At 74.8% G+C, this 15,561-nt stretch carries 14 protein-coding genes; 8 read left to right on the top strand and 6 right to left on the bottom strand.

Features of this window, described 5'->3' with window-relative positions; all coding sequences use genetic code 11:
- Positions 1-3: 3 nt before the first annotated feature.
- Entirely contained in the window at positions 4-1,740 is a 1,737-nt protein-coding gene (locus tag ABD126_RS26810) for an ABC transporter ATP-binding protein (protein WP_343936711.1), read from the top strand.
- A 76-nt stretch (positions 1,741-1,816) separates the two neighbouring features.
- Here the strand turns inward: ABD126_RS26810 and ABD126_RS26815 are convergent, their stop codons facing one another.
- Together ABD126_RS26815 and ABD126_RS26820 are read right to left on the bottom strand one after the other, a co-directional pair.
- The gene (locus ABD126_RS26815) at positions 1,817-2,683 is read right to left on the bottom strand and encodes an ABC transporter permease (protein ID WP_343936712.1); all 867 of its coding nucleotides are present in this window, start codon (positions 2,681-2,683) and stop codon (positions 1,817-1,819) included.
- Positions 2,680-3,564: an ABC transporter ATP-binding protein gene (locus ABD126_RS26820; RefSeq protein ID WP_343936781.1), complete on the bottom strand. Its 885-nt coding sequence runs from the start codon at positions 3,562-3,564 to the stop codon at positions 2,680-2,682. Before ABD126_RS26820 ends, ABD126_RS26815 begins: the two co-directional genes overlap by 4 nt.
- Positions 3,565-3,771: 207 nt before the next feature.
- On the opposite strand from ABD126_RS26820, the gene ABD126_RS26825 reads away from it, so the two are divergent.
- Positions 3,772-4,506 (top strand): MerR family transcriptional regulator, encoded by a 735-nt coding sequence (locus ABD126_RS26825; RefSeq protein WP_343936713.1) that lies wholly within the window; start codon positions 3,772-3,774, stop codon positions 4,504-4,506.
- Here ABD126_RS26825 and ABD126_RS26830 read toward each other — a convergent pair.
- Complete coding sequence (locus tag ABD126_RS26830; protein WP_343936714.1) at positions 4,488-4,940, bottom strand: winged helix-turn-helix transcriptional regulator; 453 nt, start codon at positions 4,938-4,940, stop codon at positions 4,488-4,490. The two genes, ABD126_RS26825 and ABD126_RS26830, sit on opposite strands and share 19 nt — an antisense overlap.
- An 11-nt stretch (positions 4,941-4,951) precedes the next feature.
- The gene (locus ABD126_RS26835; RefSeq protein WP_343936715.1) at positions 4,952-6,547 is read right to left on the bottom strand and encodes a (2,3-dihydroxybenzoyl)adenylate synthase; all 1,596 of its coding nucleotides are present in this window, start codon (positions 6,545-6,547) and stop codon (positions 4,952-4,954) included.
- A 162-nt stretch (positions 6,548-6,709) separates the two neighbouring features.
- Between ABD126_RS26835 and ABD126_RS26840 the strand changes: the two genes are divergently transcribed.
- Positions 6,710-8,473, top strand: coding sequence for a non-ribosomal peptide synthetase (locus ABD126_RS26840; protein ID WP_343936716.1), 1,764 nt, complete (start codon positions 6,710-6,712; stop codon positions 8,471-8,473).
- A gap of 73 nt (positions 8,474-8,546) precedes the next feature.
- On the opposite strand, the gene ABD126_RS26845 is transcribed toward ABD126_RS26840, so the two are convergent.
- On the bottom strand, positions 8,547-9,815 hold the full coding sequence (locus ABD126_RS26845; protein ID WP_343936717.1) for a cytochrome P450: 1,269 nt from the start codon (positions 9,813-9,815) through the stop codon (positions 8,547-8,549).
- A 148-nt stretch (positions 9,816-9,963) separates the two neighbouring features.
- Between ABD126_RS26845 and ABD126_RS26850 the strand changes: the two genes are divergently transcribed.
- The 4 genes from ABD126_RS26850 to ABD126_RS26865 are packed head-to-tail and all read left to right on the top strand — an operon-like array spanning position 9,964 to position 13,448.
- Entirely contained in the window at positions 9,964-10,713 is a 750-nt protein-coding gene (locus ABD126_RS26850; RefSeq protein WP_343936718.1) for a thioesterase II family protein, read from the top strand.
- Entirely contained in the window at positions 10,706-11,464 is a 759-nt protein-coding gene (locus tag ABD126_RS26855; RefSeq protein ID WP_343936719.1) for an SDR family NAD(P)-dependent oxidoreductase, read from the top strand. Before ABD126_RS26850 ends, ABD126_RS26855 begins: the two co-directional genes overlap by 8 nt.
- A gap of 26 nt (positions 11,465-11,490) precedes the next feature.
- The gene (locus tag ABD126_RS26860) at positions 11,491-12,756 is read left to right on the top strand and encodes a pyridoxal phosphate-dependent aminotransferase (protein WP_343936720.1); all 1,266 of its coding nucleotides are present in this window, start codon (positions 11,491-11,493) and stop codon (positions 12,754-12,756) included.
- Complete coding sequence (locus tag ABD126_RS26865) at positions 12,753-13,448, top strand: tryptophan 2,3-dioxygenase family protein (RefSeq protein ID WP_343936721.1); 696 nt, start codon at positions 12,753-12,755, stop codon at positions 13,446-13,448. The genes ABD126_RS26860 and ABD126_RS26865 overlap by 4 nt, the downstream gene beginning before the upstream one ends.
- A 220-nt stretch (positions 13,449-13,668) precedes the next feature.
- Here the strand turns inward: ABD126_RS26865 and ABD126_RS26870 are convergent, their stop codons facing one another.
- Positions 13,669-14,154 (bottom strand): winged helix-turn-helix domain-containing protein, encoded by a 486-nt coding sequence (locus ABD126_RS26870; protein WP_343936722.1) that lies wholly within the window; start codon positions 14,152-14,154, stop codon positions 13,669-13,671.
- 326 nt (positions 14,155-14,480) lie between these two features.
- Between ABD126_RS26870 and ABD126_RS26875 the strand changes: the two genes are divergently transcribed.
- On the top strand, positions 14,481-15,554 hold the full coding sequence (locus ABD126_RS26875) for an ornithine cyclodeaminase family protein (RefSeq protein ID WP_343936723.1): 1,074 nt from the start codon (positions 14,481-14,483) through the stop codon (positions 15,552-15,554).
- Positions 15,555-15,561 lie beyond the last annotated feature (7 nt).

Consider the following 15,561-nt stretch of genomic DNA (forward strand, 5'->3'; position numbering starts at 1 on the left):
CCGATGACGATCACCGCACCACGTCCCGACACCGCCGAGCCACCGACGCCCGAGCAGCCGCCGCGGGTCAGCCTGCGCGACCTGGCCGCCACCACGCGCGGCCACCGGAGGTCCATCGCCGTCGCGCTGTTGTTCACCCTGGCCGGTGCGGGGTTGGGGCTGGTCCAGCCCCTGGTGGCGATGCGCACGCTCCAGACCGTCACCGAGGGCGGCGGCGTGGCGTGGCTGCTCGCGCTGCTCGCCGTGGTGTTCGTCGCGGCGGCCGTGACCGACACGCTCGGGCGTTACTGGCTGGAGCGCACGGGTGAGAGCATCGTGCTGAGCCTGCGGCTGCACCTGGTCGACCGGCTGCTGCGGCTGCCGATGCGGTCCTACGACCGGCACCGGCTGGGCGACCTGCTGTCCCGGACCACCAGCGACACCACGCTGTTGCGCGACGCCATCGCCTACGACCTGGTGGACCTGGTGGCGGGCGTGTTCGTCGTCGTCGGCGGCCTGGTCGCGATGGTGCTGATCGACCCGCTGCTGTTCCTGGTCGTCGCCGTGGTCGTGGGCGGGATCGGGGGCGTCACGCTGTTCGTGCTCAGCGGCATCCGCAACGCCACCGGGCAGGCGCAGGACCACCTGGGCCTGCTGTCCGCCGAACTCGAACGCGCCCTGACCGCCATCCGCACCGTCCGCGCCATGCGGGCCGAGGACCGGGAGCGGGACCGGATCGGCGACTGCGCCCGCGCCGCCTACCGGCACAACCTGCGCTCGGCCCGGCTGGACTCCATCGCCGGGCCGGCGGTCACCCTGTCCGCGCACGGGTCGTTGATCATCGTCCTGGTCGTCGGCGGCATCCGGGTCGCCGACGGCCACCTCGCGCTGGCCGAGCTGGTGGCGTTCCTGCTCTACGTCAGCTACATCGCGATGCCCGCCGCGGGCCTGTTCGAACTGGCCGCGAACCTCCAGCGGGGACTCGCCGCACTCCAGCGCGTGCACGACGTGACCTCCCTGCCGGTGGAGGCGGGCCGCCCCACCCGCGTCCGCGACCGCGCCGCCACGCCGGGCACGACGACCCGGCAGGCGCCGGCGCTCGAACTGCGCGACGTCTGGTTCGGCTACCAGCCCGACCGGCCGGTGCTGCGCGGCGTGTCGCTCACCGTCCCGCGCCGGGGGCACGTCGCCCTGGTCGGCGGCTCGGGCGCGGGCAAGTCCACGGTGTTCGCGCTGGTCGAGCGCTTCTACGAGCCCTCTCGGGGGACCATCCTGCTCGACGGGCACGACCTCCACGCCGACCTCACCACCGAGCAGGCGCGCCGGCGGATCGGCCTGGTCGAGCAGACGTGCCCGATCATGCACGGCACGGTCCGCGACAACATCGCCTACGCCGTGCCCGACGCGACCGAGGACGAGATCCGCCGCGTGCTGGCCATGACGAACCTGGTCGACATGGTCGACCGGCTGCCCGAAGGCCTGGACACGCCGGTGGGCGAGCACGGGAGCATGGTCTCGGGCGGCGAACGCCAACGCCTGGCCATCGCCCGCGCCCTGCTGCCCCGTCCGGACCTGCTCCTGCTGGACGAACCGACCGCACACCTGGACGCGACGAACGAATCCGCCCTGGCCCGCACCATCGAGCAGGTCTCGACCGAATGCGCACTGCTGGTCATCGCCCACCGCGACACCACGGTGCGCCTGGCGGACACCGTTCTCGTGCTGGAGGAGGGACGCATCCGGTCGGGCGAGACGTCTTGACGGACCGGCCGCCGCCGTCAAGTCCGCTGCGGCAGCCGGCGGCGAGCGGGTTCACGGTTCGGCGCGGAACGTTGGCCTATGCGGCGCGTTGCGCGAGTTGTTCGCGGCGTGCCGCCACCGCGGAGCCGGACTCACGGCGGGCCATTCGGCGCAGGACCACGGGCGCGAGCACGAAACCGATGACCGCCCACAGGCCCAGCACGCCCACCATCTCCCACTCGCGCCAGGTTCCGCCGATCTCGGCCAGCGCCAGGTCGTCGGGCAGCAGGGCCGACCGCAGCCCGAGTCCCAGCCAGTACACCGGGAACACCTGGCCCACGAACTGCAACCACGCCGGCAGTGCCGTGATCGGGTAGAACACCCCGGAAACCGCGACCAGGGCCATGATGAACAGGGTTATGAAGCCCAGTGTCTGCACGTTGGCGAACAGCGACCCGAGCACCGCGCCGATCGGCAGGGTCGCCACCAACCCCAGCAGCAGCACCAGCACCAGGTCCACCCACGACGACACCCGGTCCAGCTGCAACCCGTCGAACAGGAAAGCCGTGGGCACCAACAGGATCACCATGGTCGCCACGGTCATGCCGGCCTTGCTGAGCACCTTGCCCACCAGGTACGCGGACATGCCGTGGGGCGTGGCCTTGGCGCGGAGCAGGGTGCCGTCCTCGCGGTCGGCGGTCAGTGCCATCGCCAGGCCCAGCAACGCGGTGAAGACCACGTTCATCCCGAGGATGCCGGGGATGGCCTGCGCGCCGAGGGTGACCCCCGTGCCGGGCACGGGGTCGTCGCCGATGAAGTACATGACGGTCAACGCCGCCAACGGGATCCACAGCCAGGCCAGCAGCTCCGCCACGCTGGTGACGGTCTGCCGGAACTCGATCCAGGCCCGGTCCAGGCCCGCGCGCAGCGTCACCGCGCCCTTGTCCACCGCACCGCCGGTCATGACTTCGCTCCGCTCAACTCCCGCGGCACCCCGGCCGGCTGACCGGTGAGGGCGTCGCGGACCATGGTCAGGTAGACGTCTTCGAGGTTCGCGCGGCGGACCTCCAGGTCCCCGACGGCCCGGCCGTGCCGCTCGAACAGCTCCCGGACGTAGTCCGTCGCGTCCTCGACCGACCGGACCTCGGGACGGCCGTCGATGCTGTAGCGCACCTCGGCCTTGCCCGCCACCCGGGTCGCCAGCTGGGCCGGGCTGCCGTCGGCGACGACGACGCCGCCCGCCAGGATGAGGATCCGGTCGGCCAACTTCTCCGCCTCGTGCAGGTCGTGCGTGGTCAGCAGGACGGTCATGTCGTCGGCCGCGGCCAGCCGCTGCACGACGTTGTGGAAGTCCTGCCGGGCCTCCGGGTCGAAACCGGTGGTCGGCTCGTCCAGGAACAGCAGGTCGGGGCGTCCCACCAGACCGATGGCCACGTCCAGCCGCCGCCGCTGGCCGCCCGACAGCGCGCCGACGCGGCTCTCGCCCTGCTCGGTCAGGCCGACCATGGCGATCAACTCGTCGACGTCGAACGGGCGCGGCCGGTCGGGGGTGCCGTAGGGGCGGTAGTAGCGGCCGAAGTGGGCGAGCAGTTGGCGCACCCGCCAGCGGCTGTGGTCGCGCCAGGACTGCAGGACGATGCCCAGGCGGGCGCGCCACGCCTCGTCGCCGCGATCCGGGTCGACGCCGAGCACCTCGACCCGACCGGCGGAGCGCTTGCGGAAGCCCTCCAGGATCTCGATCGTGGTGGACTTGCCCGCGCCGTTGGGGCCCAGCAGTGCCACGACCTCCCCGCGCCGCACGGTGAAGTCCATCCCGGTGAGGACGTCCTTGGTCCCGTAGCGCATGCGCAGGTCGTGCACCTCGATGGCCGGCGCAGTGCCGGTGTCGGCCGCGCCCGCGCGCGGTCGAGGAACGTCGTTGCCATCCATGGGTTGAAGAATATCGTTGAACAACACGTTGAAACTTTTCCCGGAACTTGCCTGACCCACCGATTGGCCGCTGCGCTAACCTTCAAGTCGGAGACGAACCGAGCCGGAGCGGGGGAGTGGCCGGTGGGCAAGGACGGGACCGCGCTGCGCCCGGTCGACCTCGCGCGGGCGGCGGGCATCTCGACCCAGCAGGTCCGCAACTACCTCGACGCGGGGGTGCTGCCCCCGGCCGAGCGGTCCGAGTTCGGCTACCGCCGGTTCGAGGAGCGCCACCGCCGAGCCCTGCTCACCTTCCGCGTGCTGGGCAGGGGCTACGGCTGGGACGCCGCCCAGTCCATGATGCTCGCCGCGCACGCCGGTGACATCGCCCGAACGCTGGACCTGGTGGACCTCGGGCACGTCCGGCTGCACGAGCAGCGCCAGTCGCTGCAGGCCGTCGCCGAGGCGCTGGAAGCCGTCGCGGAGGGCGCGCAGCAGGCTCCGCCGGTGCCCCGGGCGGGCATGCGCATCGGCGAGGTGGCCAACCGGCTCGCGGTGCGGCCCTCCGCGCTGCGGGTGTGGGAGTCGGCGGGGCTGCTCACCCCCGACCGTGACGCCGACGGCCACCGCCGCTACACCGCCACCGACGTCCGCGACGCGCAGGTCATCAGCATGTTGCGCCGGGGGAGGCACCCGCTGCCCCAGGTGAAGTCGATCATGGAGCACTTCCGGCGCACGTCGAGCAGCGAGGCGCTGCGCGAGGCGGTGCACCGGCAGCGGGCCGCGCTCACCCGGCGCGCGATGACGATGCTGGAGGGAGCCGCGATGCTGCACCGCTACCTCACCGAACACCTCACCGATCAGGCGCCCGCGGGGTAGCGGGCGCGCAGCGCGAGGCTCGCGGCGGGCCCGGCGGCGAACGCGAAACCCTCCGTGTCCACCCGCCGCCCGGTCCGCCGGTCCACCACCACCGGCTCGACCTCCGCCCCGGTGGCCCGGTCCACCAGCACCAGGCCGCGTTCGGCCGGCGCCAGTCCGGCGTTGCCCAGCGCGGCGAGGACCAGCAGCACCGGCCGCACCCGGTGGGCCAGGCCGGTGGGCACGACCCGGTCGTCCCGCACGGCCAGCAGCCCGCGCCGCACCAGGTCCTCGACCCGCTCCCGGACCACCCGCGGCGGCAGGTCGAGGTTGCGGCACACCTCGTCCAACCGGGACCGGCCGTCGAACGCCTCGTGCAGCAGTTCCAGCGCCCACCACGACCCGATCAGCGCGACCGCGCGGCCGAGCGGGCAGTCCGCGATCCTCGGCGCCATCCGGCCTCCCGTCACGGCGCCGACGCGACCGACGCGCGCAACGCCACCTTGTCCACCTTGCCCATCGCCGTGCGCGGCAACCCGGTCACCGCGACCACCCGGTCCGGCACCTTGAACACCGCCAGCCCGCGCTCCCGCAGGTACCGCTTCACCGCCGCCGCGTCCAGACCGCCGCCGCGCGGCACGACGAACGCCACGGCCCGCTCGCCCAGCACCGGGTCGTCCACGCCGACGACCGCCGCGTCCAGCACCCCGGGGTGGGTCAGCAGGTGCTCCTCCACCTCGGCCGCCGGCACCTTCTCGCCCGCCCGGTTCACCACGTCCTTGAGCCGACCCACCACCACGAGGTTGCCGTCCGGTCGAAGACGCACCAGGTCGCCGGTGCGGAAGAACCCGTCCTCCGTGAACGACTCGGCGTTGCGCTCCGGGGCCCGGTAATAGCCGCGCACCGTGTACGGGCCGCGCGCGAGCAGTTCGCCCGCCTCGCCCGCGGGCACCGGCCGCCCGTCGGGGTCGACCACCCGGATCTCGTCGGCCGCCGCCAGCGGCCGACCCTCGGTGCCCGCCACGACCTCGTCCGGGTCGTCCAGCCGGGTGTGGGTGAGCAGGCCCTCGCCGATCCCGAACCACTGGCTCAACCGGCCGCCCAGCACGTCGCGCACCCGGCCCGCCCACGCGGGGTCCAACTTCGCGCTGCCGACCTGGAGCAGCAGGTCGGGCAGCCGGGCGCCGGTGCGCTCGGCGGCGTCCAGCCACAGCCGCAGCACCGACGGCACCACCGTGGTCAACGTGACCCGCTCCCGCCGCACCAGCTCGAACACCTCGTCCGGCCGGACCCCGGAGGTCAGCACCACCGTGCCGCCCACCAGCAGCGCGCCCAGCAGGCCGGGGCAGCCCAGCGCCGAGTTGTGGCCCAGCGGGTTGACCGCCAGGTAGACGCCGTCCGCGCCGAACCGCAGGGCCTCGGCGGTGGCGCGCGCGTTGTAGGCGTAGTCGTCGTGGGTGCGGGGGATCAGCTTGGGCAGGCCGGTCGTGCCGCCGGACAGCAGCATCAGCGCGGGCTCACCCGGGTCCGGCCGGTGGGGCTCGGGCACGGCGCCGCCACCTTCCCAGGCGGTGAACTCCTGCGCGTCGCCGGCGACCAGCACGTGGCGCAGCTCCGGCGCACCCGGCCGCACCTCCCGGGCCACCTGCCGGTAGTCCACGCCCCGGAACCGGTCGACGATCGCGAGCGCGACAGCCCCGCTGTGCGCGCACAGGTGCGTGATCTCGACCCGGCGGTGTCCGGGCAGGGCCAGCACCGGTATCGCGCCGACGTGCAGCAGCGCCAGCAGCAGCACGGCGAACTCGGGCACGTTCGGCAGCTGCACCACCACCCGGTCGGTCGGCCGCACGCCCAGGTCGTGCAGGCGTGCCGCCAGCCGCCCGGATCGCTCGGCCAGGTCCCGGTAGGTCAGCCGGTGGTCGTCGTGCACGATCGCGACCCGGTCCGCGTGGCGCGCGCACGAGTCCCGCAGCAACGCGCCCAGCGGCCGGCCCGCCCAGTAGCCCTCGCGGCGGTAGCGGTCGGCGAACTCCGCCGGCCACGGCACCCAGTCTCGCATCATGTCGGCTCCCCACGTCGCCGTCAGCGTCCGCCGCCCCGCCCGACGGGGCGGCGGCCGGTGACAGATCCCGGACAGGACCTTTCGGTTGTCTGTCGGCGTCGTCGGGCCGGGCGGCGAGTGGCGGTTAGCGTCCGTGCGATCCGAGCGGAGCGGGGGTGGCGCGTGCGGACCGTGCCGGAACTGTTCGCGGCGGTCGCGGCCCGCATGGGTGACGCGCCCGCCGTCGTGCACTCGGGTGTGGCCACCGGCTACGCCCGGTTGGACGCCGACGCCAACCGGCTGGCCCGCCGGCTCATCGCCGCCGGCGTCGGCCCGGACCGGCCGGTGGCCGTCGCCGTGCCCAGATCGGCCACGATGGTCACCACGCTGCTGGCCGTGCTGAAGGCGGGCGGCGCGTACCTGCCGCTCGACCACACCTACCCCGCGGCCCGGCTGGCGCACATGCTCGCCGACGCCCGCCCGGTGTTGCTCGTCAGGTCCTCGGCGGTCGCGCTGCCCGGCGACGTGCCGGAGGTCGTCGTCGACGACCCCGACTTCCTCGCCGCCTGCGCGGGGGAGTCCGCCGCCGACGTCACCGACGCGGACCGGATCTCGCCGCTGCGGCCGGACCACCTGATGTACGTCATCTACACGTCCGGGTCGACCGGCGTGCCCAAGGGCGTCGCCGTGCCGCACCGGGGCGTGGCGGACCTCGTCGCCGCGCAGGCCGCCACCATCGCCCCGCGCCCGGGCGACCGCGTGCTCCAGTGGGCGTCGATCAGCTTCGACGCCGCGTTCTGGGAATGGAGCACCGCGCTGCTGTCCGGCGCGACCCTGGTCACCGCGCCCGCCGAAGACCTGCTGCCCGGCCCGCCGCTGCGCGACACCCTGAAGCGCGAACGCGTCACCCACGCCGTGCTGCCCCCGGTCGCGCTCGACGTCACCGACCCGACCGGTGTGCTGACCGGCGGCACCGTGATGTCCACCGGCGACCGCTGCACCACCGCCCTGGTCGCCAAGTGGGCGCCCGGTCGGCGCTTCTTCAACGGCTACGGCCCCACCGAGACCACCGTCGGCGCCACCATCAGCGGCCCCGTCGACCCGGCCGGCGAGGTCGACATCGGCAGGCCCTGGCGGGGCAACGGCGTACACGTCCTGGACGAGCGGCTCGACCCCGTCCCGGACGGCGAGGTCGGCGAGCTGTACCTGACCGGCAACGGCTTGGCGCGCGGCTACCTCGGCCGGCCCGGCCTGACCGCGACCCGGTTCGTCGCCGACCCGCACGGCGCACCCGGGGCGCGCATGTACCGCTCCGGCGATCGGGGCCACCGCGCACCCGACGGCCGGTTGCACTTCGCCGGCCGCGCCGACGACCAGGTCAAGCTGCGCGGCTTCCGGGTCGAGCTCGGCGAGGTGGAGGCCGGCCTGATCACCCACCCCGCCGTCGACCTCGCGGTCGCCGTCGCGCACGGCGGCCTCGCCGACGCCCGCATCGCCGCCTACGTCACCGCGCTGCCCGGTCGCCGCGTCGTCGGCGCGGAGATCCGCGACCACGCCGCCGCCACCCTGCCCGAGCACATGGTGCCCGCCACCGTCGTCGTCCTCGACGCCCTGCCGACGACGCCGAACGGGAAGGCCGACCGCGCGGCCCTGCGCGAGCGCGCCGAACGCTCGGCCGCCCGTGCCCGGGGCGCCGGGGTGCGGGAGGGGGCGCCGTTCGCGGAGGTGCTGTGCGCGGTCGTCGCCGAGGTGGTCGGCGTCCCCGACGTCACGCCCGACGACAACTTCTTCGACCTCGGCGGCCACTCCGTGCTCGCCACCGCGCTGGCCGGGCGGCTGGCGGCCGACTTCGGGCTGGACGTCCCGATGCGCGCGTTGTTCACCGCGCCCACCCTCGGCGACCTGGCCGCCGACCTGGAGGCGCCGAACCGGTCGGCATCGGGGTGAGGACGCGCCTCGCGGGCACGTGCTGGGGCAGCGCGGCATCGGACGTTCCGCCGCACCACCCCGGGCGGGTCGACTACGCCGGTCCCGCCCCCACCGCGGCGCCTGCCGCCCCCGTGGCCCGGGGCGTCCGCCGAGGTGTGAAGGACACCGGCAGCGCGCTGTAGCCGCGGAGGAAAGTGGAGTGGATCGGCGTCGGCTCGCCCCGCAGGTCCACCTCCGCCACGGACTCGCGCAGCGCGGCCAGCAGCGCCCGCAGCTCCGCCCGCCCGAGGAACGCGCCGAGGCAGAAGTGCGCCCCGTGCCCGAGCGAGAGGTGCCGGTTCGGCGTGCGGCCCAGGTCGAACCGGCGCGGCCGGTCGAACACCGCCTCGTCGTCGTTGGCCGAGGTGTTCCACAGCGTCACGACGTCACCGGCGCGGACCTGCCGCCCGCCGATCACCACGTCCCGCGCGGCGGTCCGGGCGAAGTGCATCGCCGGTGTCGCCCACCGCAGGACTTCCTCCACGGCGGTGTCGAGCCCCACCCCGCCGTCGCGCAACGCCCGCCACTGCCCGGGGTGCTCGGCCAGCGCCTTCACCGCGCAGATCGCCGAGACCCGCGACGACTCGTCGCCGCCCAGCACCAGGCTGTAGCAGTTGAGCGCCACGTCCTCCAGCGGCAGCCGCCGTCCCCGCACCTCGGCCGCGGCGATCGCGCTGATCACGTCGTCCCCCGGCCGCGCCCGCCGCGCCCGCGCCAACTCCGTGAGGTACCGGACGATCTCGTTGCGCGCCTCCACCGCCCCGTACGGGTCGACCTGGGCCCCGTCGGAGGACAACGCCGCCTTGTTCCACCGCAGCAACGCCGGCCGGTCACCGTCCGGAATGGACAGCAGGTCGCAGATGGTGTTCATCGGCACCCGGTCGGCGACGTCGGCGGCGAAGTCGAACTCCGCGCCCCGCGCCACCGCCGCGACCAGCCGGTCCGTCCGCGCCCGCACCGCGCGCACCACCTCGTCGAGCACCCGCGGTGAGAACGCCCGTCCCAGCACGCGCCGCAACGCCGGGTGCCGGGGTCGGTCGGTCACCGCGAGCATCCGGCCGCCCGCCGAGTCCTCGCCGCGCAACAGCACGTCCAGCACCGTCCCGCGCGAGGAGATCAACGACTCGTGGTCGGAGTAGGCGGCCCGCACGTCGGCGTGTCGCGCCACCACCCAGAACCCGGGCCGACGCCCGACGCCCGGCCGCCAGTGCACCGGCGCTCGCGCCCGCACCACGCGCCAGTACGCGTGCGGGTCGTTGTCGACGAACGCGGCGGGATCGGTGAGGTCGAGGTCGAGCCACGTTTCGCTCGCCGGGTCCATGGGCCCTCCTCGGCAGCGGGAACCGCACCGATCCTCACAGGCCCCACGCCACCACCCGGCCACATCTTGCCGATATCTGTCGCACCCGCGCCCCCGCCGGGGCGGGCCCCGCGAAACTGGCCGGGCGGACGAGGCACGAGGAGGCGCGGTGCGCACTGGTCAGCGGAGTTGGCTGCGGCGACTGCGGCCCGTCGTCCGTCCCGCCCTCAGGCTCGTCTGCTTCCCGCACTCCGGTGGCGTGGCCGGTGGTTTCCACGACTGGGGCACCGCCGTCCCGTCCGGCGTCGAGCTGGTCGCCGTGCAGTACCCGGCCCGCGCCGACCGCCTCGGCGAGGCGCCGGTGGACGCCGTCACCGAGATGGCCGACCGGGTCGCCGCCGAACTGCTCCGCCTCGACCCGGCGCCCACCGCCCTGTTCGGCCACAGCCTGGGCGCGCTCGTCGCCTACGAGACCGCACTGCTGCTCCGGGACGCCGGCGCGCCGGCACGCCACCTGGCCGTCTCCGGCTCGCCGCCACCCGCCGAGGCCGGCCGGGGCACCACCCACCTGGCGGACGACGAGGAGCTGTGGACGGCGGTGTGCGCGCTCGGCGGCACCGATCCCGACGTCGCCGCCAACACCGACCTCCGCGCCCTGGTCCTGCCCGGCCTGCGTGCCGACGTCCGGGCCAGCGAGCGCTACCGGCCCCGGCTCGGCCGCCCGCCGCTGGCCTGCCCGGTCCGCTGCTACCACGGCACCGGCGACCCCCTGGTCGACCCGGGTCGGTTGAGCGGCTGGGCCACCGTCACCACCGGTTCGTTCAGCCTGCGCGAACGCCCGGGCGCGCACTTCCACGTCCTGGTCGACCCGCCCGCCCTGGTCGCCGACCTGCTCACGGCGGTGCCCGGCCATGGCTGACCTCGACCCGCTGGCCGGCCGATCGGTCGTGGTCACCGGCGCGGGGACCGGCATCGGCCGGGCCGTCGCCCGCCGCGCGCTGGCCGCCGGCGCGTTCGTCACCGTCGTGGGCCGCCGTGAGCACCTGTTGCGCGAGATCGCCGAGGACCGGCCGGACGCGGTCGAGGCGGTGGCGGTCGACGTGACCGCGCCCGAGGCGGCGGACCGCGTCGTGGCGGCTGCCGTCGCCCGGTTCGGGGGCGTGGACGGTCTGGTCAACAACGCCGCCGCCGCCCGCTGCGGCACGCTCGCCGACCACGACCCGTCCGAGCTGGAAGCGCTGCTGGCGCTCAACACCGTCGCCCCGGTCCGGCTGATCCGGGCCGCACTGCCGCACCTGCGCGCCCGGCGCGGCTCGGTGGTCAACGTGTCCTCGGTCGCCGGTGTGCTGGCCATGCCCGGCCGCTCCTACTACGGCGCGGGCAAAGCCGCGCTCAACAGCCTGACCCGATCGCTGGCCAGGGAACTCGCGCCCGACGTCCGGGTCAACGCGGTCCTGCCCGGTCCGGTGGACACCCCGCTGTGGGACACGCTCGGTCTCACCGCGGAGGGCACGCGGCAGTTGCGCGTCGACCTGGTCGCGGCCACCCCGATGGGGCGCGTCGGCGCCGCCGAGGAGGTCGCGCGGTGGGTGTGCGGGCTGCTGGACCCGGGGTTCGCCGGCTGGGTCACCGGCGCGCTGATCCCGGTCGACGGTGGTCGCACCGCCTGACCGGCCAACAGGATTGCGGAGGGGACATGACCGTGTTCAGCGGAAGGGTCGGGTCGGCCGACCCGCCACCCGTGGCCGCCACGATCCCGTCGTCGTGGCTGCACGAGGTGTTCCGGGCGGCCGACGCCCGGGAACGCGCCACCGGCCTCCCGGTGACCCGGCTGCACGTCGGGGAACCCTACTTCGGCCCGCCCGAGGGCGTCGCCGCCGCGCTGGCGGAGGCCGTGCTGCGCGGCCACGCCGGCTACGGCCCGGTGGAGGGACTGGTGGCGCTGCGCGAGGCGCTGGTGGCCAAGCTCGCCACCGCCAACGGCATCGATTCCGCCGTCTCCCGCGTCTTCGCCACCCCCGGCTCCTGCCAGGGCCTGCTCGCGCTCCTGCTCGCCTTGGCCGAACCCGGCGCGGAGCTGCTGCTGCCCGAGCTGCACTGGCCGGTGCACCTGCAACAGGCGCTTTTGGCCGGGTACCGGCCGGTGTTCTACCCGCTGGGCCCCGACCACCGGCCGGACCCGGCGGCGGTGCTGGCCGCCGGCACGCCCCGCACCCGCGTGCTGGTGCTCAACTCGCCCGCCAACCCGACCGGCGCCGTGCTCGGCGCGGACGACCTGCGCGTCCTGGTCGACGGGGCCCGGTCCCGGGGCTGGCAGGTCGTCAGCGACGAGGCGTACGAGGACTACGTCTACACCGGCGAGCACGTCTCGCCCGCCGCGCTCGAACGGGACGTGCCGGTCGAGGAGAGGGTGGTGCACAGCGTCTTCAGCTTCTCCAAGAGCCTGGCCATGACCGGCTACCGGCTCGGCTACGTCGCCACCGCCACCGAACGCGCCGCGCGCGTGCTCGGCGTGGTGCAGGAGGCCAACATCATCGGTCCGGCCACGCCCGTGCAACACGCGGGCGTCGCCGCCGTCGCCTTGCGCGCCGAGGCGGCGGCGGCCAACCGCGACCGGGTGCGCCGCAACCGGGACACCGCCCTGCCCGCCCTGGTCGACGCCGGGCTGCTGCCGGCGCTGCCCGCGGGCGGCTGGTACGCGGTGCTCGACGTGACCCGCACCGGTCTGGACGCCGAGGTGTTCGCCGACCGCCTGCTGCGGCACCGCGGCGTCGCCGTCGTGCCGGGCACCGGGTTCGCCCTGCGCCCCGCCCCGGACGCCGCCGGGGTGGTGCGCTCGATCGCGCCCGCGCCGTGGTCACGGCACCTGGTGCGGATCGCGATGTGCGTCGCGCCCGAAGCGCTGGCGGCGGGGGTGCACGGGCTGCTGGAGTTCGTCGACGAGTGCGGCCGGCCGCGATGACCGGCCTGACCTACGCGGACTACCTGCGGATGGACGACCTGTTGTCCCTCCAGTCGCCGCGCACGCCGCACACCGCCGACCGCGCGGTGGTGCTCGCCGAGCAGTTCTTCATCATCACCCACCAGGCGTCGGAGCTGTGGCTCAAGCAGATCGCGTCGGACCTCGACGCCGCCGCCGAGGCGCTGCGCCCACCGCACCAGCCCGAGGACCTGGAGCTGAGCGCGGAGTTCCTGGCCCGCACCGTGGAGTTGCTGCGCGTGCTGCACGAGCAGTTGGCGGCGCTGGAGAAGCTGCCGGTGCGCTACTTCGCCGAGTTCCGGCCCTACCTGGCCGGCGCCAGCGGGGCGCAGTCGGCGCAGTTCCGCGTGCTGGCGGGCCTGCTGGGCAACGACCGGGGCGGCGGAAGCCTGTACCAGGCGTACCGGAGCGCGGCCGAGCACCTGGGCCTGTCGGTGGCCGAGGTGTGCGCGCGAGGGGTCGGGGCCGGGGTGCTGCACCGGCTGGCGGAGGCGTTGTTGGACATCGGCAACGGTTACTGGCGCTGGAAGGTGACGCACCTGGCGCTGGTGTCGCGCATGATCGACCAGCGCGACGGCACCGGCGGCACGAGCGGGGCCGGGCACCTGGCCCGGCGGATCGCGCTGCCGTTCCCGGAGTTGCGCCGGCTGCGCTCGCTGCGGTACCCGGACTGAGACCCGCTCACCCCGCCGCGGGCCGCACCGCCCCGCCGCGGGCCGCACCGCCCCGCCGCGGGCCGCACCGCCCCGCCGCGGGCCGCACCGCCCCGCCGCGGGCCGCCCCGCCCCGCCGCGGGCCGCACCGCCCCGCCGCGGGCCGCCCCGCCGCGGGCCGCACCGCCCCGCCGCGGGCCGCCCCGCCGCGGGCCGCCCCGCCGCGTCCGCGGCGGTGCGCTCACCCGGCGGCGGGGCCGGGTTCCAGGAGGTAGCCGCGGCCCCAGGCGGTGCGCAGCGACAGGTTCACCGGCTCCAGGCGCCGGCGCAGCCGCATGATGTGCAGGTCCAGCGAGTTGCGCGTCGGCCTGGGCAGCCGACGGGCCAGCCGCTGCTCCAACTCCGCCCGGTAGACGACCTCGCCGAATCGGGCGAGGAACAGCTCCATCAGCTCGATCTGAGTGGTCGAGACGGTCACCGAGGCGCGGCCGAAGCGCAGCGTCCCCGTCGGGTCCAAAACCGGAGTGCGGTCGCGGGCGCGCTGCCGCAACGACGCCACCCTGGCCTCCAGGTCGCGCCGCGAGATGGGCGCGCGAACCCAGTCCTCGTGCGGGTCGCTGCACATCGGCGGCTGCGCGCCGCCTTCCACCACCAGCAGTCGTGGAATTCCCTTCCCCGAGTATTGTCGGCGCAATTCGGCGTCCGCCGGCCAGCGGATGAACTTCACCTCGGCACCGATATCCGAAAACATGGTCCCCCCGGTGTGCTGGAACTGGCGCAAGCGGCGGACGGGGTATTCGGCTATTCGCGGCCACGCGCCTCCGACAGTAGTTCGACGGTCGGCCGGCGGGCAAGAAGGAGCAGGTCGACGGGCTACCGGGATGTCCTGTCGACGGGACAGCGGAAGGTGTCCTTCCCTCTCCGGGAGGCTATTGCTAACGTGGGTCGGGAATTCGTGTGAGCGGCGGCCGGCGGCTACCGCTCGTTGTGTCGTCCGCCCCATTTCACGGGTGCTGCCCGGGCGGATCCGTGTCCGGAGTGAAGGGGTGGTCCGTGGTGGACACCTGGCTGCTCGGCCAGGACGACGTGGCGCGCGTCGTGGAACTGGTCGGTCGGGACGCGCTCATGCGGCGGATGATCTCCGCGCTGGAACGCGGCTTCGGCGACCTCGGTCGCGGCCTGCGGCAGGATTCGCCCGTGCGGTCGGGGTTCACCCGCACCGGCGACGTGCCCGGGGTGATCGAGACGATGCCGCACCGCGAGCCCGGCGTCGGCGTCACGGTCAAGACGATCTCCTACAGCCCGCGCAACATCGTCGGCTCGCGGCTGCCGACGATCCTCGGCACGGTCGCCCGCATCGACGACGCCAGCGGTCGGCTGGTCGCCCTCGTGGACGCGGTGCTGCTGACCGCGTTGCGCACCGGGGCCGCCTCCGCGGTGGCCACGCGCAGGCTCGCCGAGCCCGGTTCCCGGGTGGTCGGCATGGTCGGCGTCGGCGCGCAGGCGGTGACGCAGTTGCACGGGCTCAGCCAGGTGCTCGACGTGGCCACCGTGCTGGTGCACGACGTCGACCCGGACCACCGGGAGAGCTTCGCGCGCCGGGTCGCGTTCCTCGGGCTGGACGTGCGGCCCGCCCCGCCGGAGCGGATCCTCGCCGAGTCCGACGTGCTGTGCACGGCGACCTCGGTCGGTGTCGGCGCGGGTCCGGTGGTGCCGGACGGCGCGCACCGGCCGCACCTGCACATCAACTCCATCGGGTCCGACGAGGTCGGCAAGACCGAACTGCCCGTCGGGCTGCTGCGCCGGGCCGTGGTGTGCGTGGACCACCGCGAGCAGGCGCGCCGGGAGGGCGAGTCGCAACAGCTGGCCGAGGACGAGATCGGGCCGTCGCTGGCACACCTGTGCGCCCACCCGGAGGAGGCGGCGCGCTACCGCGGGGTGCTGACCGTGTTCGACTCCACCGGATTCGCCTTCGAGGACCACGTGGCGCTGGACGTGCTGCTGGAGCTGGCCGACGAGTTCGGGCTGGGCACCAAGGTGTCGATCGAGGGTCGCCCGGACGACCTGTTGGACCCCTACTCGTTGCGGGTGTCGCACCGGCCCGTACGCGGTGCGGTCACCGGTTGACCCCGCC

This window comes from Saccharothrix mutabilis subsp. mutabilis (assembly GCF_039521145.1).
Taxonomy (GTDB): Bacteria; Actinomycetota; Actinomycetes; order Mycobacteriales; family Pseudonocardiaceae; genus Actinosynnema; species Actinosynnema mutabilis.